Here is a 17,753-nt window from a genome sequence, read left to right as displayed (position 1 = left end):
ACATACCGCCGGAGCGGCCGCGGGCGGTGACCAGGGCGGGCGTCCCGGAAGGCCGCGCCGCCTATTGCTTTGGGCTTAGAGGTGGCCGCCGGGCCGGGGGCGGGCCGACGAGGACGGGAGCGCCATCCTGGTGCAGAAAGGGTGGTGGCGGGGCGCCGCTGCGCCGAAGTGGTGCTGCGCCGGTTCGGTATCCCCCGCCGTGTTGCTGCAGCGCCACAAGCAGGGCGGGGCGTGCGCCTCGCCGGCGGCGCGGCCGGCGGGAAGAGGCGGCGGTGGCGGTCGCGCCGGGGGCTCAGACGCTTTCCAGCTGGGGCTGGATGATCTCCAGCCAGCGGTCCACCCGCTCTTCGGTGAGGTCGGCCTGGTTGTCGTTGTCCAGCGCGAGGCCGACGAACTGGTCATCCACGACGGCCTGGGAGGTCTTGAAGTGGTAACCCTCGGTGGGCCAGGCGCCGATCACGGTGGCGCCGCAGGTGGCGATGGTGTCGTGCAGCAGGCCCATGGCGTCGCAGAACTCGTTGCCGTACTTCTCCTGATCACCCAGGCCGTAGATGGCGACCAGCTTGCCGCTCATGTCGGCGCCATCGAGCTGGGGCAGGAACTCGGCCCAGCTTTCGTTCTGGGCGCCGGACTCCAGGCCGGGCAGCTCGCCATCGCCCAGCGTCGGCGTGCCTAGGATGAGGGCATCGTAGGAGAGGAAGTCGTCCACCGTGGTCTTGTTGATGTTCACCGGCTCGGCGGCGAGTTCGCCGAGCTTTTTCGCGATGGACTTGGCGACGCGCCGGGTGCGGCCGGTGTCGGTGCCGAAGAAGATGCCGATCTTTGCCATGAGACGGAACTCCGTTGGGGGATCAGTGGGGCGAGGGGACCCGGCGGTGCCGGGCCGTACAGGCGCGGGGTTTCATGCGTGCTCGGCGAGATCGAAGTGGGTGCGCAGCACGTCCAGCAGGCGTTCCAGGCTGAGGTCTTCCTGCACCAGCGGCACGCCGGCGGTGGCGGCATCGGCGGCTTCCGGGAAGTCCAGGTCCACCCCGTAGCGGCCGGGGCCCTGGCCGTAGGTGAAGACGAAGGCGCTCAGCCTGGAGTCGTCCGGCAGGTGCAGGCCCAGCGCCTGTTCGTTGTCGCGCCATTGCTGGCTGAGCACCAGGCGGCCGGCGGCGATGGGCGTGGCCAGCGCTTCGAGCAGGAGGGTGAGGGAGCGGTACTTGAGCGGATGCAGGACGGCCATTGGGGTGAGCGGAAGGAGTGGGAGGGTGGGGCGGGGCTGCGGTTCTTGTCGGGTCCGCTCAGTGGGCGGAGGCCGCCGGCCGCAGGGTGTGGCGCAGCAGTTCCAGGCATTCGCGGGTGGCGGCGAGATCCACCGCGCGGGCGTCGTCGAAGTTCGGGATCTGCGGGTCGGCGCCGCATTCGAGCAGCAGCGCGACCATTCCCGGCTTGCCGGCGGAGGCGGCGTACATCAGGCAGGTGGCGCCCATGTCGTTGCGGTTGTCGACGTCGATGCCGGCGGCCACCAGCTGGCGCACGATTTCGGCCTTGCCGGCGACGCAGGCCAGCCACAGGGCGTTGTTGCCGTCCATGTTGCGGCGGGCGACGGAGACGCGCAGCGTGAGCAGGTCGCCGACGATGTCGGCATCGCCTTCCAGTGCGGCGCGCATCAGCGGGGTGAGGCCGTGCTCGCGCGGGGCGTCGAGGTCGAAGGGGTCGAAGCGGTGGCGGGCGAGGAAGGCGGCCAGTTCCGGGCCGGGCTTGCGCGGGCCGGCGGGCAGCTTTTGGCCGGCGGCCTGGGCGGCGATGGCGGCGGCGAAGACTTCGTAGCCGCCATCCACGCTATACACCTCCGGGTAGCGGAAGTCGGCGAACATCTGCGCGTAGGTCTTGCTGGCATTGCCGTGGTAGCAATAGACCAGCACCGGCGTGGTCTTGGGCAGGCTGCGGGCGACGGTGAGGAAGCCGGCCTCGGTGAGGTGCAGCGCGCCTTCCACGTGGGCTGCGGCGTAGCGGGCCGGGTCGCGTACGTCGAACACCGCCAGCTCGGGCAGCACGCCCTCGCGGTGGCGGGCCACCATGTCGGCGGCGTCTGCGGCGGAGATGCGGTGGTCGGCGCGGCTGGTGAGCGGGGCGGTGGTGGTCATGGCGGGCTCTCGGGGTGGCGTTGGGCTAGGCGGATGCGGCCGGCGTGGCGCGGTCGGCATAGGCCGGGGTGGTCTCGATGCGGTTGTCGACCACCGGCAGGCCGATGGTGAAGTGGTAGAGGCTCTGGTAGCTCTCGCCCTCCAGGCCCAGCGCCTCGTGCACCGGATCGTCGAAATAGCAGCCGATGCCGGTGCCGCGCAGGCCCAGCGCCTCCGCCTGCAGGTAGAGCACCTGGCCGATCAGGCCGGCTTCGCGGAACAGGCTGCGGTAGGCGGCGGGCTCGGCGCCGATGCGGCTGTCGAAGGGCGCCAGCAGGCCGACGGCGAAGCAGGCGTTGGCGGCGATGTCCTGGTGGCAGTGCAGGCTGCGGGCGAGGCGGCGCAGTTGCACCGGCTCGTATTCCTGCAGCAGCCGCAGGTCCAGCTCCGGCGGCAGGCCGGCCACCCGCTCCGGCGCGAAGCGCTGCTGCAGGCGGGCGAGCAGCGGGGCGGCGGCGGCGCTTTCGCGGACGAAGACGTAGATGCCCGGCCGCAGCCCTTCGACGCGATGGACGAAGAGCACCGGGGTGAGGCGGCTGACGTCGGCGAGTGCATCCCAGGGCGCGGCGCAGTGCGGCTTGATCGCCTGCAGCAGGGCGGCGAAGCGGTCGCGCGGCAGGATGTGGTCCGGCGCGAAGCGCTGGGCGCTGCGGCGGCCGAGGATGATCCCGGCGACGCTGGCGTCCGTGGCCGGCTGCGGGCGCAGGCTGGGCGGCGGCAGGGCCTGCGCCGGCGCGGCGTCGCCATCCTCGCGGCGGGAGGCGGCGGCCACTTCGCCGATGACCGGCCAGCGGAACATCGGATAGGGGTCGATGGTGGAGGCGGTGCCCTGCCAGCGGGCGGTGGCGGCGGCCTCGCGCAGCTCGCTGCCGCAGGCGGCGGCCGGGCGGCTGCCGTCGGTGCCGATGGCGAACAGCAGCTCCGGCTCTTCCAGTTCGCTGACCTGGTAGCGGCGGTAGGGGTAGTCGGCGCTGCGGTCCAGCCCCAGCCGGGCGGCCAGGCTGGCGCTGCCCACCCCCGGCTGCTCCGCCAGCGTCCACCCCAGCACCGCCGCGGCCTGGCGCAGCGCGCCGGCGGCGTGGCCGACATCCAGCTGGCAGTAGCGGAAGGCGCGTTCGCCGTACTTCCAGGCTTCGCGCCACATCACCGAGGACAGGGCGATGGCCAGGCGCGGACCGCCGCGGGCACGGCCGGGCGCATCGGCGGCGCGGCATTCCAGCGCGTGGTCTTCCGGCCGGTAGTGGTGCACGCCGTCGGCCAGGCCGGGGAAGTCGCGGCAGATCACCCAGGCTTCAACCGGGTGCAGGTTGCCGCTGGAGGGGTTGGCGCGCACCGCCCAGCGGTCCGGCCCCAGGCTTTTCCAGCCGGTGAGGCCGAGGGAGAGCTGCAGCAGCGCGCCCAGGCCGGCGAGGTCGGCCGCCAGCGCCGGGCGCGGCTCGGTGAGGCCGGCGTAGGGCGCGGCCAAGGCATCCTGCAGCGGCGAGCCGGCGGGCGCATCCGCCAGCAGCGGCAGCAGCACCGCGGGGGCGCCGGTGTAGTGGCGGAAGGGGGCTGGCTGGCTGTCCCAGTCCAGCGTGCTGGGGCTGGCGGCGTAGGCCTGGAAGCGGTGCTTGGTGCGGCGGTGGTAGATGCGCACCACCAGCGCTGGCGACAGCTCCACGCCGGGGACCGGCGAGCTGGTGTGCGTGGCCGGCGGCGTGGCGGCCTGTTGCGCCGGGGGCAGCGCGGCGGGCGGTTTTTCCGCCAGAGGGGCGAGTTGGGCGGTCGGGGTCATGGCCGCCTCCATGCAAGTCCGATACCAGCGCCAAAGCGCTTGTTTCACAGCAACTTGCAGGAAAACGGCGGTGTGGCGTGGGGACGAGTGCGACGCAGGCGGCGGGCTTGTCGAACTTGCGACAAGCCCGCCGCAGGATCAGGCTGGGCTGGCGCCGAAGAAGTCGTCGAACACCCGGTAGGCGAGTTCGTGTATCGCTTCGAAGGGGGCGTCCTGCGCCAGCATCTGTTCCGGCGTCTGGGTGCTGGGGCCGCCGTCCAGCTCGCCGGCGCATTCGGCGATCAGCTCGGTGAGGCCGTGGCGGGTCATCTCCAGGTGGAAGAGCAGCGCCAGCACGTGGTCCTGATAGCGGAAGCCCTGCAGTTCGCAGGCGGCACTGCTGCCCACCGGGCGGGCGCCCTCGGGCAGGGTGAAGACGTCGCCATGCCACAGCAGCGGAGTGAAGACCTCGCCTTCGCCTATCACCGGGTCGCTGCTCGTGACCGGAAACCAGCCGATCTCCTTCTGCCGGCCACGGAATACCTTGGCGCCCAGCGCATCCGCGATCAGCTGCGCGCCCAGGCAGATGCCCAGCGTCGGCAGGCGGCGCTGCAGCGCCTGGCGCAGGGCGGCCTTCTCGGCGGCGAGCCAGGGCAGGGTGGCGTCGTCATGCACGCCCATCGGCCCGCCCAGTACCACCAGCCCCTCGGCGCGCTCCAGCGCCGGCAGCGGGTCTTCGAGGTCGGTGCGCACGGTGCTCATGCGGTGGCCGCGGGAGGCCGCCCAGAAGGTGAGCAGGCCGGGGGTTTCGAAAGCAACGTGCTGGAAGCAGACGATGTTCATGGCGTGGTCCTCAAAGTGCGGGCGGGGGCTGGTTTGTCGGGTGCAGGGTCGGTTCGGGCAGCGGGCTCAGGCGCCGGCGGCGTGCGCTGGGCCGGGGCCGTCCAGCCGCTTGTCCCAGGATTCGATGCCGCCGCCGGCCAGACGTTTCTCCAGCGTGTGTCGCCAGCTGGCGGCCAGGCCCTCCGCCGCCAGCAGCTCGCGCCAGGCGCCGGGCCCGGCGGTGCCGCCGTACATGATGCGCATTGCTTCGTGCACGCTGGGTCCCTTGCCCCTGCGTTCGAGTGCAAAGTCCGCGCCCGGGGTGATCCGCCCCGGCTGCAGCACCCGGTAGAGCCAGCCGCAGCGGGCTTCCTGTTGCATCAGCCGGGCGAGGCCGGGCAGGCCGAGGTGATGGTCCAGCTTGAAGCAGGGGGAGCGCGGCTGGCTGAGCTGCAGCAGCGCCTCGCCCCAGCGGAAGACGTCGCCGATGTGCACCATGTCTTCCCGCCAGCCGGCCAGGGCGAGGTTCTCGCCGAAGCCGCCGGGCTGGAAGCGGGCGGCGGCGCCCGGGTAGCGCTGGCGCCACCAGGGGTAGTGCTCCGCCGGGTAGTGGTGCAGCGCGCGGTCCGGCCCGCCGTGGTGCTGGCTGTCCGCCTGCTGGTCGCCGGCGAGGCCATCGGGGCCCAGCCACAGAGGAGCGTCCGCGGCCTGCTTGACGATGGCGCTGGATACCGTGGGCGCCGTGGCCAGGGGCGCGATCCGGCCGACGAAAACCTGGACGCGGTCCATAATCGTTTCCTTGGAAAAGCGGTCTGCCGCTGAATACGGAGATGGGGCGGGATGGCGCACGATAGTTCGTCTTCATCCGCTTTGTCCAAGACCGTTGCCGAATCGAATCGATAAGGAAAGCCAATCGATGCTGGAAATCCGCCTGCTGCGCTATTTCGTCGCCGTGTTCGAGGAGGCCCACATGGGCCGCGCGGCGGAGCGGCTGCATGTATCGCAGCCGGCGCTGTCGCAGCAGATCCAGAAACTGGAGGCGCAGCTGGACGCCAGCCTGTTCGATCGCGCCCACCGCCAGTTGCGGCCCAGCTATGCGGCGCATGTGCTCTACCGCCACGCGGTGGACCTGCTGGCCCGGGCGGCGGCGGCCGAGACGGAGGTGCGGCGCTTCGCCGGCAGCGGCGAGCGCAGCTTGACGCTGGGCGTGCTGCAGTCGGTTAACGCGGCGGTGGTGCCGCGGCTGGTGGCGCGCATGGGCGAGCTGTGCCCGCAGCTGCGGCTGAACATCGCCGAGATGAGCGGCGACGAGGTGGAGCAGGGCGTGGCGGCGCGCCGGCTGCAACTGGGCATAGGCTTCGCGCCGGCGGGCGAGGCGGCATCCCGGCTGCTGGCGGAGCCGCTACTTACCGACCGTTTCTGCGTGCTGATGCCGGCGGAGCACCGCCTGGCGAGCTTTCACAGGCTGGCGCTGCATCAGGTCTGTGCCGAGCCGCTGATCCTGCTCAGCGCCAATCACACCCTGCGCCGCTTGTGGGATGCCGCGGTCCGCGAGCATGGCCTGCTGCGGCCGCCGGTGGCGGAGATGAACCGCATCGCCGCCATCGCCGAAGCGGTCCGCCTGGGCCGTGGGTTGACGGTGCTGCCTGAGTTCAGCGCCCGCAGCGTGATGGACCCGGCGCTGTGCTGCCGGCCGCTGGCGGAGCCGGAGATCCGCCGCACGGTGAGCCTGCTGCGGCATCCGGCGACGAATGAGTCGGAGGTGGAAATGGTGGTGCAGGAGGTGAGGAGCTTGGTGGCAGAGGTGGGTTTGGGAGGTGAGCTGGGGGTTTAGGGACTGGCGGTTTCGCACGGATCGGGGTTGAGCAGGAAAGCTGCGAAGGCAGGCCGCCCCGCCGGGGGAATGGGCATGAGTCCGGCTTGCTGTTTCTCTCATTTCCTCGCGGGAGAGGGGATGGGGCGCCTGAGTCGCTGCTATTGACGCCCCTTCGGGGCGCGCTTCCTCTCCCCGGCCCTCTCCCGCGAGGGGAGAGGGGGAAAAACGTTGCGCATGGCGCGAGCGGTGGTATTACCGCAACCCGCAACCAGGATTCCGGAATCCGGAGTCGACTTGCCGCCAGCCGCCAGCCGCCAGCCGCCAGCCGCCAGCCGTGCTGGCCGAACCTCTCTACAGCGACGCCAGGAAGGCCAGCAGCGCTTCGCGTTCCGCCTTCGCCATCGCGCGAACCGCTTCGCGTGAGGCGCTGGCCTCGCCGCCATGCCACAGGATCGCCTCCAGCGGACTGCGGGCGCGGCCGTCGTGCAGCAGGGTGCCGTGTTCGCTGGCCACCGGCAGCAGGCCCAGGCCCCACAGCGGCGGGGTGCGCCACTGGCGGCCGCTGGCGAGGTAGTCGGGGCGGCCGTCGGCGAGGCCGTCGCCCATGTCGTGCAGCAGCAGGTCGGTATAGGGCCTTATGGTCTGCCCGGCCAGTGCCGGAAAGGGCGGGAAGGGGCCGGTGCGCAGTGCCGGGCGGTGGCAGCTGGCGCAGCCGGCGGCGGCGAAGAGCTGCTCGCCGCGCTGCACTTCCGGCGCCTCGGTGCGGCGGCGGGCGGGCACCATCAGGGCGTAGTGGTAGAGCGTCATGTCCTGCAGCGCTTCGGCGGAGAGCTCGGGATGCCGGTCGGCGCCCCAGGCGGCGCAGGCGCTTTGCGCCGGCGGGCAATTGGGCTCGGGGAAGAGCGCCGAGGTGATGCCCATGTCGCCGGCCAGCGCACCGGCCACCTGCTGGCGCAGGTCGGGCTGGTTGGCTTTCCAGCCGAAGCGGCCGAGCACCGTGCGGCCCTGGGCTACATCCCACACCCGGTTGGGCATGCCGGCCACGCCGCGGCCTTCGCGCCGCTGCTCCTCGGCGATGGCGAGGATGTCCGCCTCCGGCACGGCCTCCAGCAGACCGAGGCCGAAGATGGCCGGGGCGACCCGCGGCGAGCTCAGGGTGTCCGCATGCAGCGGGCCGAAGGCGAGCTTGCGGAAGGCAACGGTGGGCCGGCGCAGTTCCACTTCGGTGCCGTCGGCCAGCCGTTCCACCTGAGTCTGCCACTGCAGATAGGCCTCGCCTTCGCCGGGCACGCCGGGTACGCCGATCTCGTTCAGTTGCTCGCCATAGACCGGCTCGGGTCGCGGACCGCCGTGGGTGTCCAGGCCGGGAATGGAGAGCCGGACCAGCATGGAGCGCATCGGCTCGTCGGCGGAGGCGGGCGGTTCGCCACGCCCGTTGCGGGCGTGGCAGGACAGGCAGGAGGGGCGGTTGTAGGTCGGCCCCAGGCCGGCGATGCTGGGATCGACCGAGGGCGAGATCACCCAGGTCTGCCGCACCAGGCCACGGCCGTTGGCGATGGCTTCGCGTTGGGCGGCGGGCACTTGTTCCCAGGCGATGCGGGTGTAGGCCTCGCGGCCCTGGTCGTCGGTGGTGAAGTCGCCGCCGGGGCGCTTGTCGAGGTTGGCGCCGGCGGCGAGGGCCAGCAGGGGAAGGGCGGAGAGGGTGGCGGTGCGCAGGAGGGTACGAAAGGGGCGACGGTGGTTTGCGGCTGCCTTCGGGGCCTGTGCGTTCGCTGCGTTGGCGAGGGTTGCCTGGGCACCGCTTGCTTGAGTGCGATTGTTGTTGGTGTCGTTCTGGCCAGTCGGAAAGCTGTCCGGGCCAGTTGTCCGCGCCGCGGTTGAGGCCGTGCTCCCTCCCTCCTCGCGGGGGAAGGCCGGGGAGAGGGAGCGCCTCGGAGGGGCGTCAGCGGTGAGGTGAGCGCCGTCGCTCCGCGCTCCGGCCCGGCGGTCTGCATGCCACGGGGGGCTCCAGCGGGCGAAGCCCTGCTTCGCCTGTCTGCTTTCGCCCCGCAAGCGGGCGAAAAACACTGCAGGTTCGGAGGTGGCCGCGCGCTCCTTGCGCTCTGGCATATGCTGGCTCATCCCTTCTTCCCCGTTGCTTGCAGCACGTTTCGCGCGGCGGTGATGCGGGCGTCCAGCTCGGCCGCCCAGTAGGCCTCGATGTGGTCGCGCAGCGGATTGCTCACCGGTGCCGCGGCTTCCTCGCGTGTTGCGCCGGGCGTGCGTTCAGGGAAGGCGAAGCTGAGGCGCAGGTCGGCGTCGGCCTGGGTGGCGTCCGGGATGGGCGGCGCGGAGAGCAGGGCGCGCGCTGCGCGGATGGCGGGATGCCGCTTCAGCCCGGCGGCTTCGGCGCGGTGCACTTCGGCCCACAGCCCGGCCAGTTCGGCGTGGCGGCGTACGAGCGCGCTTTCGAACAGCGCGGCGACCAGGCCCTGGCGGGCGCGGGCGAGCTTGCCGTCGTAGCCCAGGTTGCCGGCGGCGAAGGGCTGGGCGGGCAGTTCCGGGTGGGCGTCGTACAGCGCCTTGCGCACCGGCAGGCGGCGCACGTCCGGGTGCAGCAGCAGGCCCTGGCCCTGGGCGGAGAGGACGAAGTCGACGAAGGCGCGGGCGTTGGCCGGGTGCGGCGCATCGGCGAACACCGCGACCTGGGCCGGGTTGTAGGCGGTCTTGCGCGGGTAGGCGAAGCCCATGGGCGCGCCGTTGGCGATGGCGGTGGCGGCGAAGAAATCTATGGTCATGCGCGCCGCCTTGCGGCCGCTGGCGACTTCGTCGGCGGCCGGGGTGTTGTCGCCGCTGCCGCCGAAATCCGCATTGCCGGCGATCTCGCCGAGCAGCGCCCAGCCGCGCTCCCAGCCATAGCCCTGCAGCACGGTTTCGATCAGCACCGGGGCGAAGCCGATGCGGCCGGGGATGGGGACCTGGATGAGGCCGGCGTAGGCGGGATGGGCGAGGTCCGCCCAGTCCCGCGGCGCGGGAAGGCCGAGGCGGCGCACGGTGTCCTTGTTGTAGGCGATGCCGTGGCCGGCAAGTTCGAAGGCGGCGAAGTAGCCTTCAGGGTCGGAGATGGGGCTGCCGCCGATGTTGCCGGGCAGGGCCTTGGGGTCCAGCTTCAGGCGGGCGAAGCGGCCTTCCTCGCGCAGCGCGGCGAAATTGCCCGGCGCTGGCGTCCAGTAAACATCCGCCTCGCCACGGCTGCGCTTGAGGTAGGCCATGGCGTCGGCCGATTGCCGCCACAGGATTTCCACCCGCTTGCCGGGGTACTGGTGCTCGAAGGCGGCCTGGAAGCGTACGGTGAGCTCTTCCGGGTAGCTGGTGAGCACCACCACCTTGTCGATGGCTTCGCCGGCAGCGGCATGGCCGGCCGCATGGGGCGCGGTCGAGTCCGCCGCGATCGCGCCCACCGCGCCCAGCTCCAACCCGGCCGCGAGGGCCAGGCCGGCGAGGCGGCGGAGGGCGTCTTTAGAGGAAAGTCGCATTTCGCCCTCCGTGGATCAGAACTGCAGCCGGGTGGCGAGCACGAAGTTGCGGCCTTCCTGCGGGTAGCCGTCGACCACTTCGTAGTTCTTGTCCAGCAGGTTGCGGCCGGTGAGGGAGACGTCCCAGCTCGGCGTCAGCTTGTATTCCAGCTTGAGGCCGAGCAGCTCGTAGGCGCCGGTCTGGGTGTAGCCGGTGCCGACCGCGCGGCTGGACCAGCGGTTGTCGCTGATCTCCAGGCTGGGAATCACCGTCAGCTTCTCGACCGGCCGCCACTTGGCGTAGAGGAAGCCTTTGTTGCGCGGCGTGGTGGTCAGGCGGGCGGCGGAGTCGTTGGGATTGTCCACATCGGTGTCGATGTAGCTGTAGTTGCCGCCGACTTCGAGCTGGTGGGAGAGGCGGGCGGTGAGGCTGAGTTCCAGGCCCTGGAAGGTGGCCTTGCCGACGTTCTGGCTCTGCGAGTAGGTGTTGCCGTTGTAGATGATGTTCACTGACTGGATGGCGTCATCCACTTCGCTGTGGAAGAGGGCTGCGCTGCCCTGTACGCCCGGCAGTATCTGGTCAGCGATGCCCAGTTCCAGATTGAGCGCGCGTTCCGGTTTCAGCCAGGGGTTGGAAAGGGCGCCGCCGAAACGCGAGGAGAAGCGCTCGAACATGGTGGGGAAGCGGGTGCGGTCGGAGGCGGAGAGATAAGCCTTGCCGGTGTCGCTGTAGCGATAGATGACGGCGGCCTGGTAGTTGGTGGCCCAGCGATCCGAGCGCGGCTGGTCGAACAGCACGTTGCTCGCATATTCCTCCGCCTTGCGCGAGAGGCGCGCGTCGCGGCTGATGCCGGCGACTAGGTCCCATTTCGGCGTGATGTGTACCGTGTTCTCGAAGGCGGCGGAGAAGACTTCCTCGGTGGTCTCCTGCTTGGGCTCGGTGAATCCGCTGCTATGAGTCAGCTGCCATTCCTTGTGCTGGTCGCGCCGCCAGTGCACAGCCGCTTTCATCGTGTTGTAGGGAACGAGGTCGGTGCCGAACTCCACGCTGACGCCGCTGGCGTTGTCGTCGTAGTAGCTGGTCCAGTTCTTTGCGCTCAGGCTGGCGTTGGTGTAGGCCACCAGGTCGTTGTCGAACTTGTTGTAGTAAGCCTTGGTATTGAGGTAGCTCTTGCTGCCGAGCTGGGTGTGGGACAGCCAGTACAGGTTCCAGGTATCCCAGGTCGGCCAGTCCCAGGTGCTGACGGGTGAAGTGCCGGTGACCGAGCCGGCGCCGTGCTTCTCGCCGCTCTGCTTGACGAAGTTGAGTGAGTACTCGTCGGTAGCGTTCGGGGTGAGCGCCGCCTTCAGGTTGACGCGCCAATCTTTCTTGGAGGTGTTGTTGCGTTCGCCCTTGTCCTGTACGGCGGTGGGCTTGAAGTCGTCGGAGAGCGACCAGGAGCGCGAGTCGCGCTGCTCGACGCTGCCCTGCACGTAGAACATCTCCTGCCGGCTGCCGACGCTGGCGTAGGTGGTATTGCCGTTGTAGTCGCCATCGTTGGCGAACGCGGCGGAGCTGCGCAGTTCCGCTTCGAAGGGCTTGACCGGCTTGCGGGTGACGAGGTTGATCGCGCCGCCCATGCCGTCCGGCCCGTTCAGCACCGAGACGTAGCCCTTGGAGACCTGGATCTCGGCGAGATCGGGGGTCAGGAAGCGGTCGAAGTCGATGCGGTTGTCGGCCGGCAGGTAAAGGCGGATGCCGTCCAGCAGCAGCGGCACCTGCCAGCGGTCGAAGCCACGCACGCTGATCAGCGCCTCATTGCGGTTGCCGGCGCCGGCGGTGGTGCTGACGCCGGGGATGAGGTTGAGCGCCTCCGCCAGGCCATCCTTGTTGAAATCCCACATCTCCTCGCTGCCCAGGGTGGCGGTGCCCAAAGGGGCTTCGTCCTCGGCGGTGGAGGTCACCGTGATCTGGCCCAGGGTGAAGACCTTCTTGTCGCTGGACGAGCTTTCGTCGGCGGCACAGGCGGGGCCGGAGAAGCCGAAGGCGATGGACAGCGCCAGCAGGCTGAGGGCGGGGAGACGATTCATGCTTGTCGAGTCCTTGTGAGGATGGGGCCGGAAGCCGCTCATGCCATCCGCTCTGGGGCATGCCACGGGTTGAAAGCAATTTCGCAATATATGTGCCAATACAACGGTAGGCGTGCCGGGTCCAGGCCAGGTCCCGCCGCGGGAGCGGCTTGGTCGTGCCCTGCTCTTATTGCGCATTGGCGCCATTCATTGCCAGCGGGCGGAGTCCAGATGGCAATGCGAAGGGACGCTCCGTGGCTGCTGATTCCTATGTCTTAGGGACAATGGAACCGGCATCGGAAGCATCACCCTTCATGGCTGGCGGAAAGGCGACATTCTAGAAGGATCGTTGTTAACTTTGATACATAGCGATGAAGGTATCCCTCGTGACGCCCATGCCACGAAGAGCATGACGAAGGTGGAAGAGCGCCATCTGGGAAAAATGCTGCGGGTTTCTGCCAATGCCTGCCGGACGAGCCAAATGCAAAGCCCGCTATCACCAACAGGCAACAGCGGGCTGAGTGCGACCGGAGGCGGAGAGCCGCCGGACGAGGCGTATTACTGGCCGGCGATCTTGGGAAATACCGCCTCGCGGATCTTGGCCTCGGTGAGCGCGGGGGCGCAGCACTCGATGAAGCGCAGGGCGTAGCCGCGCAGGTAGTGGCCGCGGCGCAGGGCGACGCGGGTGGTGTTGAGTTCGAACAGGCCCTTGCCGTCGATCAGCGTCAGGCCGGCGTCGCGCTGGGGGTGGAAGGCCATGGCGGCGATGATGCCGACGCCCAGCCCCAGCTCCACGTAGGCCTTGATCACGTCCGCGTCCAGCGCCGACATGACGATGTCCGGCACCAGCCCGGAGCGGGCGAAGGCGGCGTCGATGCGGTTACGGCCGGTGTAGCCCTCGTGGTAGGTGATGATGGGGTACTCGGCCACCGCATCCAGCGTCAGCGGGTTGAGGCGGGTCAGCGGATGGTCTGCCGGCACCGCCAGCGCGTGCTGCCACTGGTAGAAGGGGAAGGTGACTAGGTCGTCTTCGTCGCCCAGCGCCTCGGTGGCAATGCCGATGTCCACCTGGCCGCCGCGCAGCAGGGAGACGATCTCCTTGGGGCCGCACTGGTGCAACTCCAGGTGCACCTTGGGAAATTCCTGCTTGAAGCGCGTCACCACCGGCGGCAGGGCGTAGCGCGCCTGGGTGTGGGTGGTGGCGATGGCGAGGTGGCCCTTGTCCTTCTGCGCGAACTGCTCGCCCAGGCGCTTGATGTTCTGGGTGTCGAGCAGGATGCGCTCGACGAAGGGCAGCAACTCCTTGCCTGGCTCGGTGAGGCCCAGCAGGCGCTTGCCGCGGCGGACGAAGAGCTCGATGCCGAGCTCGTCCTCCAGGTCCTTGATGTGCTTGGAAACGCCGGATTGCGCGGTGTAGAGCGCGTTGGCCACCTCGGTGAGGTTGAAGTTGCGCTTCACCGTTTCGCGCACGATGCGCAGCTGCTGGAAGTTCATGATCAGGCTGCCTCGCGTGGGAATACGCGCAGTTGGGAGGGCACCAGGCGCACCCGCTGGCCCTCGGTGAGCGCCAGCTCGGCCAGGCGCTCGCGGCCCAGCACCACTTCGTAGTGGCGCGGCTGGCCTTCGGCGCCGGCGATGGCGTCCAGTTCCACCCGCACGCTGGCGCCGAAGGCCAGCACGCGGGCGACGGTGGCCTCGACGCCCTGGGACGAGCCGAGGTCGGTGACGATGTCCAGTTCATGCGGGCGGGCGAAGCCGACCACATCCACGCCGTGGGCGGCATCGCGGCCGTCGTGCGGCAGCACCGCCTCGCCGACGCGCACATGCTCGCCGTCCACCCGGCCGTGGAAGAGGTTCACCGCGCCGAGGAAGCCATAGACGAAGGGCGTCGCGGGATGCTCGTACACCTGCTGCGGGGTGCCGACCTGCTCGACCTTGCCCTTGTTCATCAGCACCACCCGGTCCGCCACTTCCAGCGCTTCTTCCTGGTCGTGGGTGACGAAGATGGAGGTGACGTGCAGCTCGTCGTGCAGCCGCCGCAGCCAGCGCCGCAGCTCCTTGCGCACCTGCGCGTCCAGCGCGCCGAAGGGCTCGTCCAGCAGCAGCACCCGCGGCTCCACCGCCAGCGCGCGGGCCAGTGCGATACGCTGGCGCTGGCCGCCGGAGAGCTGGGCGGGGAAGCGGTCGGCCAGCCAGTCCAGCTGCACCAGCTCCAGCAGGCGATGCACCCGCTTCTTGATCTCCGCTTCGTTCGGCCGCTCCCTGCGCGGCTTCACCCGAAGCCCGAAGGCCACGTTCTCGAACACCGTCATGTGGCGGAACAGGGCGTAGTGCTGGAACACGAAGCCCACCTGGCGCTCGCGCACATGGGTGCCGGAGGCGTCTTCGCCCTCCAGGATCACGCGGCCGGAGTCGGCGGTTTCCAGCCCGGCGATCACGCGCAGCAGCGTGGTCTTGCCGCAGCCGGAGGGGCCGAGCAGGGCCACCAGCTCGCCGGTGGGAAAATCCAGGGAGACCTGGTTGAGGGCGGTGAAGGCGCCGAACTGCTTGTGGATGTTTTCGACCTGGATGCTCATGGCGGACTTCCTTATTCGCTTTCCCTGGACTGCTGGCCGGCCTTCCACTCGATGAAGGACTTCAGGCCCAGCGTCACCAGCGCCAGCAGCGCCAGCAGGGAGGCCACCGCGAAGGCGGCGGCGAAGTTGTATTCGTTGTAGAGGATCTCGACGTGCAGCGGCATGGTGTTGGTCTGGCCGCGGATGTGGCCGGAGACCACGCTGACCGCGCCGAACTCGCCGAAGGCGCGCGCGTTACACAGGATCACCCCGTACAGCAGGCCCCACTTGATGTTGGGCAGCGTCACCCGCCAGAAGGTCTGCCAGCCGGAGGCGCCGAGCACGGTGGCGGCTTCCTCCTCCTCGCGGCCCTGGGCTTCCATCAGCGGGATCAGCTCGCGGGCGACGAAGGGGAAGGTGACGAACACCGTCGCCAGCACGATGCCGGGCACCGCGAAGATGATCTTGATGTCGTTGGCCGCCAGCCAGCCGCCGAACCAGCCGTGGGCGCCGAACAGCAGCACGTAGATCAGGCCCGCCACCACCGGCGACACCGAGAACGGCAGGTCGATCAGCGTGGTGAGGAAGTGCTTGCCGCGGAACTGGAACTTGGCGATGCACCAGGCGGCGGACACGCCGAACACCAGGTTGAGCGGCACCGCGATGGCGGCGGTGATCAGCGTGAGCTTGATCGCCGACAGCGCATCGTCGTCCGACAGCGCGGTGAGGTAGGTCACCCAGCCCTTGCGCAGCGCCTCGGTGAACACCGCCACCAGCGGCAGCAGCAGGAACAGCGCGAAGAAGGCCAGCGAGATGCCGAGGAGGGTCCACTTCACCCACGGGGCTTCGCGGGTGGCGGCATTGTTTTCGTAGCGGCGGGCGTCGGCCCGGCCGTGCAGTACGCCTGCGGCAGCCATCAGCGGTTCCTCCCGGTGCGCTTGGCGCTCCATGCCTGGAGCAGGTTGATGACGAGCAGCAGCGCGAAGGAGAACACCAGCATGACCGCGGCGATGGCGTTGGCGCCGGCGTAGTCGTACTGCTCCAGCTTGGTGATGATCATCAGCGGGGTGATCTCCGACACCATCGGGATGTTGCCGGCGATGAAGATCACCGAGCCGTATTCGCCCACCGCGCGGGCGAAGGCCAGCGCGAAGCCGGTGAGCAGCGCCGGCAGCAGGATGGGCAGGATGACCCTGGTGAAGGTCTGCCAGCGTTGCGCGCCCAGGCTGGCGGCGGCCTCTTCCAGCTCCGTCTCCAGGTCTTCCAGGATGGGTTGCACCGTGCGCACCACGAAGGGCACGCCGATGAACACCAGCGCCACCAGCACGCCCAGCGGGGTGAAGGCCACCTTGAGGCCCAGCGGTTCCAGGATGCTGCCGACCCAGCCGTTGCCGGCGTACAGCGCGGTGAGGGCGATGCCGGCCACCGCGGTGGGCAGGGCGAAGGGCAGGTCCACCAGGGCGTCGATCAGCTTCTTGCCCGGAAAGGTGTAGCGCACCAGCGCCCACGCCAGCATCAGGCCGAATACCGCGTTGATGGCCGCGGCCAGCAGCGAGGCGCCGAAGGAGAGCTTGTAGCTGGCGACCACCCGCGGCGCGCTCACCACCGCCCAGAACTCGGACCAGCCCAGCGTCGCCGTCTTGAGAAAGACCGCAGACAGCGGGATCAGCACCAGCAGCGACAGATAGACCAGCGTGTAGCCCAGCGACAGGCCGAAGCCGGGCAGCACGCGGGTCTGCCGCGTCGGGTTGAACAAGGTGGCAGCGGACATCAGCGATTCACCACGATCTGGTCATAGATGCCGCCGTCGGCGAAGTGCTTCTTCTGCACATCGGCCCAGTTGCCCAGCAGCTGTTCCACATAGAAGGCCTTGATCGGCGGGAAGCGGTCGGCGTTGGCCTTCAGCACCGCTTCGGAACGCGGGCGGAAGAAATGCTTGGCGATGATCTTCTGGCCCTCGTCGGCATAGAGGAAATCCAGGTAGGCCTTGGCTTCGGCGGCGGTGCCGCGCTTGGCGACCACGGTTTCCACCACCGCCACCGGCGGGCTGGCGTCGATGGTGATGGAGGGATAGACCACGTCGAACTTGCCCTCGCCCAGTTCCCTGGCGATCTGCGCGGCCTCGTTTTCGAAGGTCACCAGCACGTCGCCCAGGTCGCGCTGGGTGAAGGTGGTGGTGGCGCCGCGGCCGCCGCCATCCAGCACCGGCACGTTGCGGAACACCTTGGTGACGAAATCGCGCGCATCGGCCTCGGAGCCGCCCTTGGCGATCACGCTGCCCCAGGCGGCCAGGTAGGTGTAGCGGCCGTTGCCGGAAGTCTTGGGGTTGGGAACGATGACCGCCAGCCCGGGGCGGGCGAGATCGTTCCAGTCCTTGATGCCCTTGGGGTTGCCCTTGCGCACCAGGAACACCGAGTAGGTGGTGTAGGGCGTGGCGTCGTGCGGGAAGCGCTTGCGCCAGTCGGCGGCGACCAGGCCGCCGCGATCGACCAGGATGTCGATGTCGGTGGACTGGTTCATGGTGATCACGTCCGCCTCCAGCCCGGCCGCCACCGACAGCGCCTGCTTGCTGGAACCGCCGTGGGACTGGTTGACGGTGACTTCCTTGCCGGTCTTGGCCTTGTACCAGGTGGTGAAGGCCGGGTTGATGTCCTTGTACAGCTCGCGGGTGACGTCGTAGGAAACGTTCAGCAGCGTGGTCTGGGCCTGCACGGCAGGGGCGATCAGCAGGGCGGCGAAGCCGGCGGCGGCGATCAGGGAACGGAGACGCGGTTTCATGCATAGCCTCTTTGTATGGGGTTCGCGCAAGGCTATTGCGAGGGGAAAAGAACAGGAATTGATATGGCGGAATTTCTATAGACTCAAAAAAGAATATAGATGTAGGGCGCCCAGCGTCGGGCCGATGCGCAAGACCAGAAAGCCATTTAAAACATGCGCTTATGCCTTCATGGGGAGCGCCATGCTGGAAATGAAGAAAATCTGCGAAGAAAATCGCTTCCGTTGATATGGGGCGATGAAGCCGGGCAGGACGCTTCCTGGCGCGCAACTTGCACTGCCTTTCCGCAGGATCGTGAAAGGGCGCTTGCACGGCAG

General features: G+C 69.2%; 15 protein-coding genes. 1 reads left to right on the top strand and 14 read right to left on the bottom strand.

What is annotated here, in order from left to right:
- Nucleotides 1-292: 292 nt before the first annotated feature.
- From C7389_RS18055 to C7389_RS18030, 6 genes are all read right to left on the bottom strand, one after another.
- The gene (locus C7389_RS18055) at nucleotides 293-829 is read right to left on the bottom strand and encodes a flavodoxin (protein WP_133594046.1); all 537 of its coding nucleotides are present in this window, start codon (nucleotides 827-829) and stop codon (nucleotides 293-295) included.
- 72 nt (nucleotides 830-901) lie between these two features.
- Nucleotides 902-1,228: a hypothetical protein gene (locus C7389_RS18050; RefSeq protein ID WP_133594045.1), complete on the bottom strand. Its 327-nt coding sequence runs from the start codon at nucleotides 1,226-1,228 to the stop codon at nucleotides 902-904.
- A gap of 58 nt (nucleotides 1,229-1,286) precedes the next feature.
- Nucleotides 1,287-2,132: an ankyrin repeat domain-containing protein gene (locus C7389_RS18045; protein ID WP_133594044.1), complete on the bottom strand. Its 846-nt coding sequence runs from the start codon at nucleotides 2,130-2,132 to the stop codon at nucleotides 1,287-1,289.
- 25 nt (nucleotides 2,133-2,157) lie between these two features.
- Nucleotides 2,158-3,945, bottom strand: coding sequence for a nitroreductase family protein (locus C7389_RS18040; RefSeq protein WP_133594043.1), 1,788 nt, complete (start codon nucleotides 3,943-3,945; stop codon nucleotides 2,158-2,160).
- A gap of 138 nt (nucleotides 3,946-4,083) precedes the next feature.
- The gene (locus tag C7389_RS18035; protein ID WP_133594042.1) at nucleotides 4,084-4,767 is read right to left on the bottom strand and encodes a type 1 glutamine amidotransferase; all 684 of its coding nucleotides are present in this window, start codon (nucleotides 4,765-4,767) and stop codon (nucleotides 4,084-4,086) included.
- Nucleotides 4,768-4,833: 66 nt separating this feature from the next.
- On the bottom strand, nucleotides 4,834-5,535 hold the full coding sequence (locus tag C7389_RS18030) for an MOSC domain-containing protein (RefSeq protein WP_133594041.1): 702 nt from the start codon (nucleotides 5,533-5,535) through the stop codon (nucleotides 4,834-4,836).
- Between the two features lie 127 nt (nucleotides 5,536-5,662).
- Here C7389_RS18030 and C7389_RS18025 point away from each other — a divergent pair, with 127 nt between their 5' ends.
- The gene (locus C7389_RS18025; protein WP_162851779.1) at nucleotides 5,663-6,580 is read left to right on the top strand and encodes a LysR family transcriptional regulator; all 918 of its coding nucleotides are present in this window, start codon (nucleotides 5,663-5,665) and stop codon (nucleotides 6,578-6,580) included.
- A gap of 333 nt (nucleotides 6,581-6,913) precedes the next feature.
- On the opposite strand, the gene C7389_RS18020 is transcribed toward C7389_RS18025, so the two are convergent.
- From C7389_RS18020 to C7389_RS17985, 8 genes are all read right to left on the bottom strand, one after another.
- A complete protein-coding gene (locus C7389_RS18020; protein WP_246034869.1) occupies nucleotides 6,914-8,683 on the bottom strand; it encodes a di-heme oxidoreductase family protein in 1,770 nt (589 codons plus the stop codon).
- Complete coding sequence (locus C7389_RS18015; RefSeq protein ID WP_133594039.1) at nucleotides 8,680-10,077, bottom strand: ABC transporter substrate-binding protein; 1,398 nt, start codon at nucleotides 10,075-10,077, stop codon at nucleotides 8,680-8,682. The genes C7389_RS18020 and C7389_RS18015 overlap by 4 nt, the downstream gene beginning before the upstream one ends.
- A 15-nt stretch (nucleotides 10,078-10,092) precedes the next feature.
- Complete coding sequence (locus tag C7389_RS18010; protein WP_133594038.1) at nucleotides 10,093-12,126, bottom strand: TonB-dependent receptor plug domain-containing protein; 2,034 nt, start codon at nucleotides 12,124-12,126, stop codon at nucleotides 10,093-10,095.
- Nucleotides 12,127-12,663: 537 nt separating this feature from the next.
- A complete protein-coding gene (locus tag C7389_RS18005; RefSeq protein ID WP_133594037.1) occupies nucleotides 12,664-13,599 on the bottom strand; it encodes a CysB family HTH-type transcriptional regulator in 936 nt (311 codons plus the stop codon).
- A gap of 2 nt (nucleotides 13,600-13,601) precedes the next feature.
- On the bottom strand, nucleotides 13,602-14,681 hold the full coding sequence (locus tag C7389_RS18000; RefSeq protein ID WP_133594036.1) for a sulfate/molybdate ABC transporter ATP-binding protein: 1,080 nt from the start codon (nucleotides 14,679-14,681) through the stop codon (nucleotides 13,602-13,604).
- Nucleotides 14,682-14,692: 11 nt separating this feature from the next.
- Entirely contained in the window at nucleotides 14,693-15,577 is an 885-nt protein-coding gene (gene cysW, locus C7389_RS17995) for a sulfate ABC transporter permease subunit CysW (RefSeq protein ID WP_133594035.1), read from the bottom strand.
- Nucleotides 15,577-16,431, bottom strand: a complete 855-nt coding sequence (gene cysT / locus C7389_RS17990; protein ID WP_133594034.1) for a sulfate ABC transporter permease subunit CysT — start codon at nucleotides 16,429-16,431, stop codon at nucleotides 15,577-15,579. The genes cysW and cysT overlap by 1 nt, the downstream gene beginning before the upstream one ends.
- Entirely contained in the window at nucleotides 16,431-17,438 is a 1,008-nt protein-coding gene (locus C7389_RS17985) for a sulfate ABC transporter substrate-binding protein (protein ID WP_133594033.1), read from the bottom strand. Before C7389_RS17985 ends, cysT begins: the two co-directional genes overlap by 1 nt.
- Between the last annotated feature and the right edge of the window lie 315 nt (nucleotides 17,439-17,753).

It is taken from the genome of Azoarcus indigens (assembly GCF_004361735.1).
Lineage (GTDB): Bacteria > Pseudomonadota > Gammaproteobacteria > Burkholderiales > Rhodocyclaceae > Azoarcus > Azoarcus indigens.
Note: the sequence above shows the minus strand (reverse complement) of the source record. Positions and strands in the feature narration are given on the sequence as shown.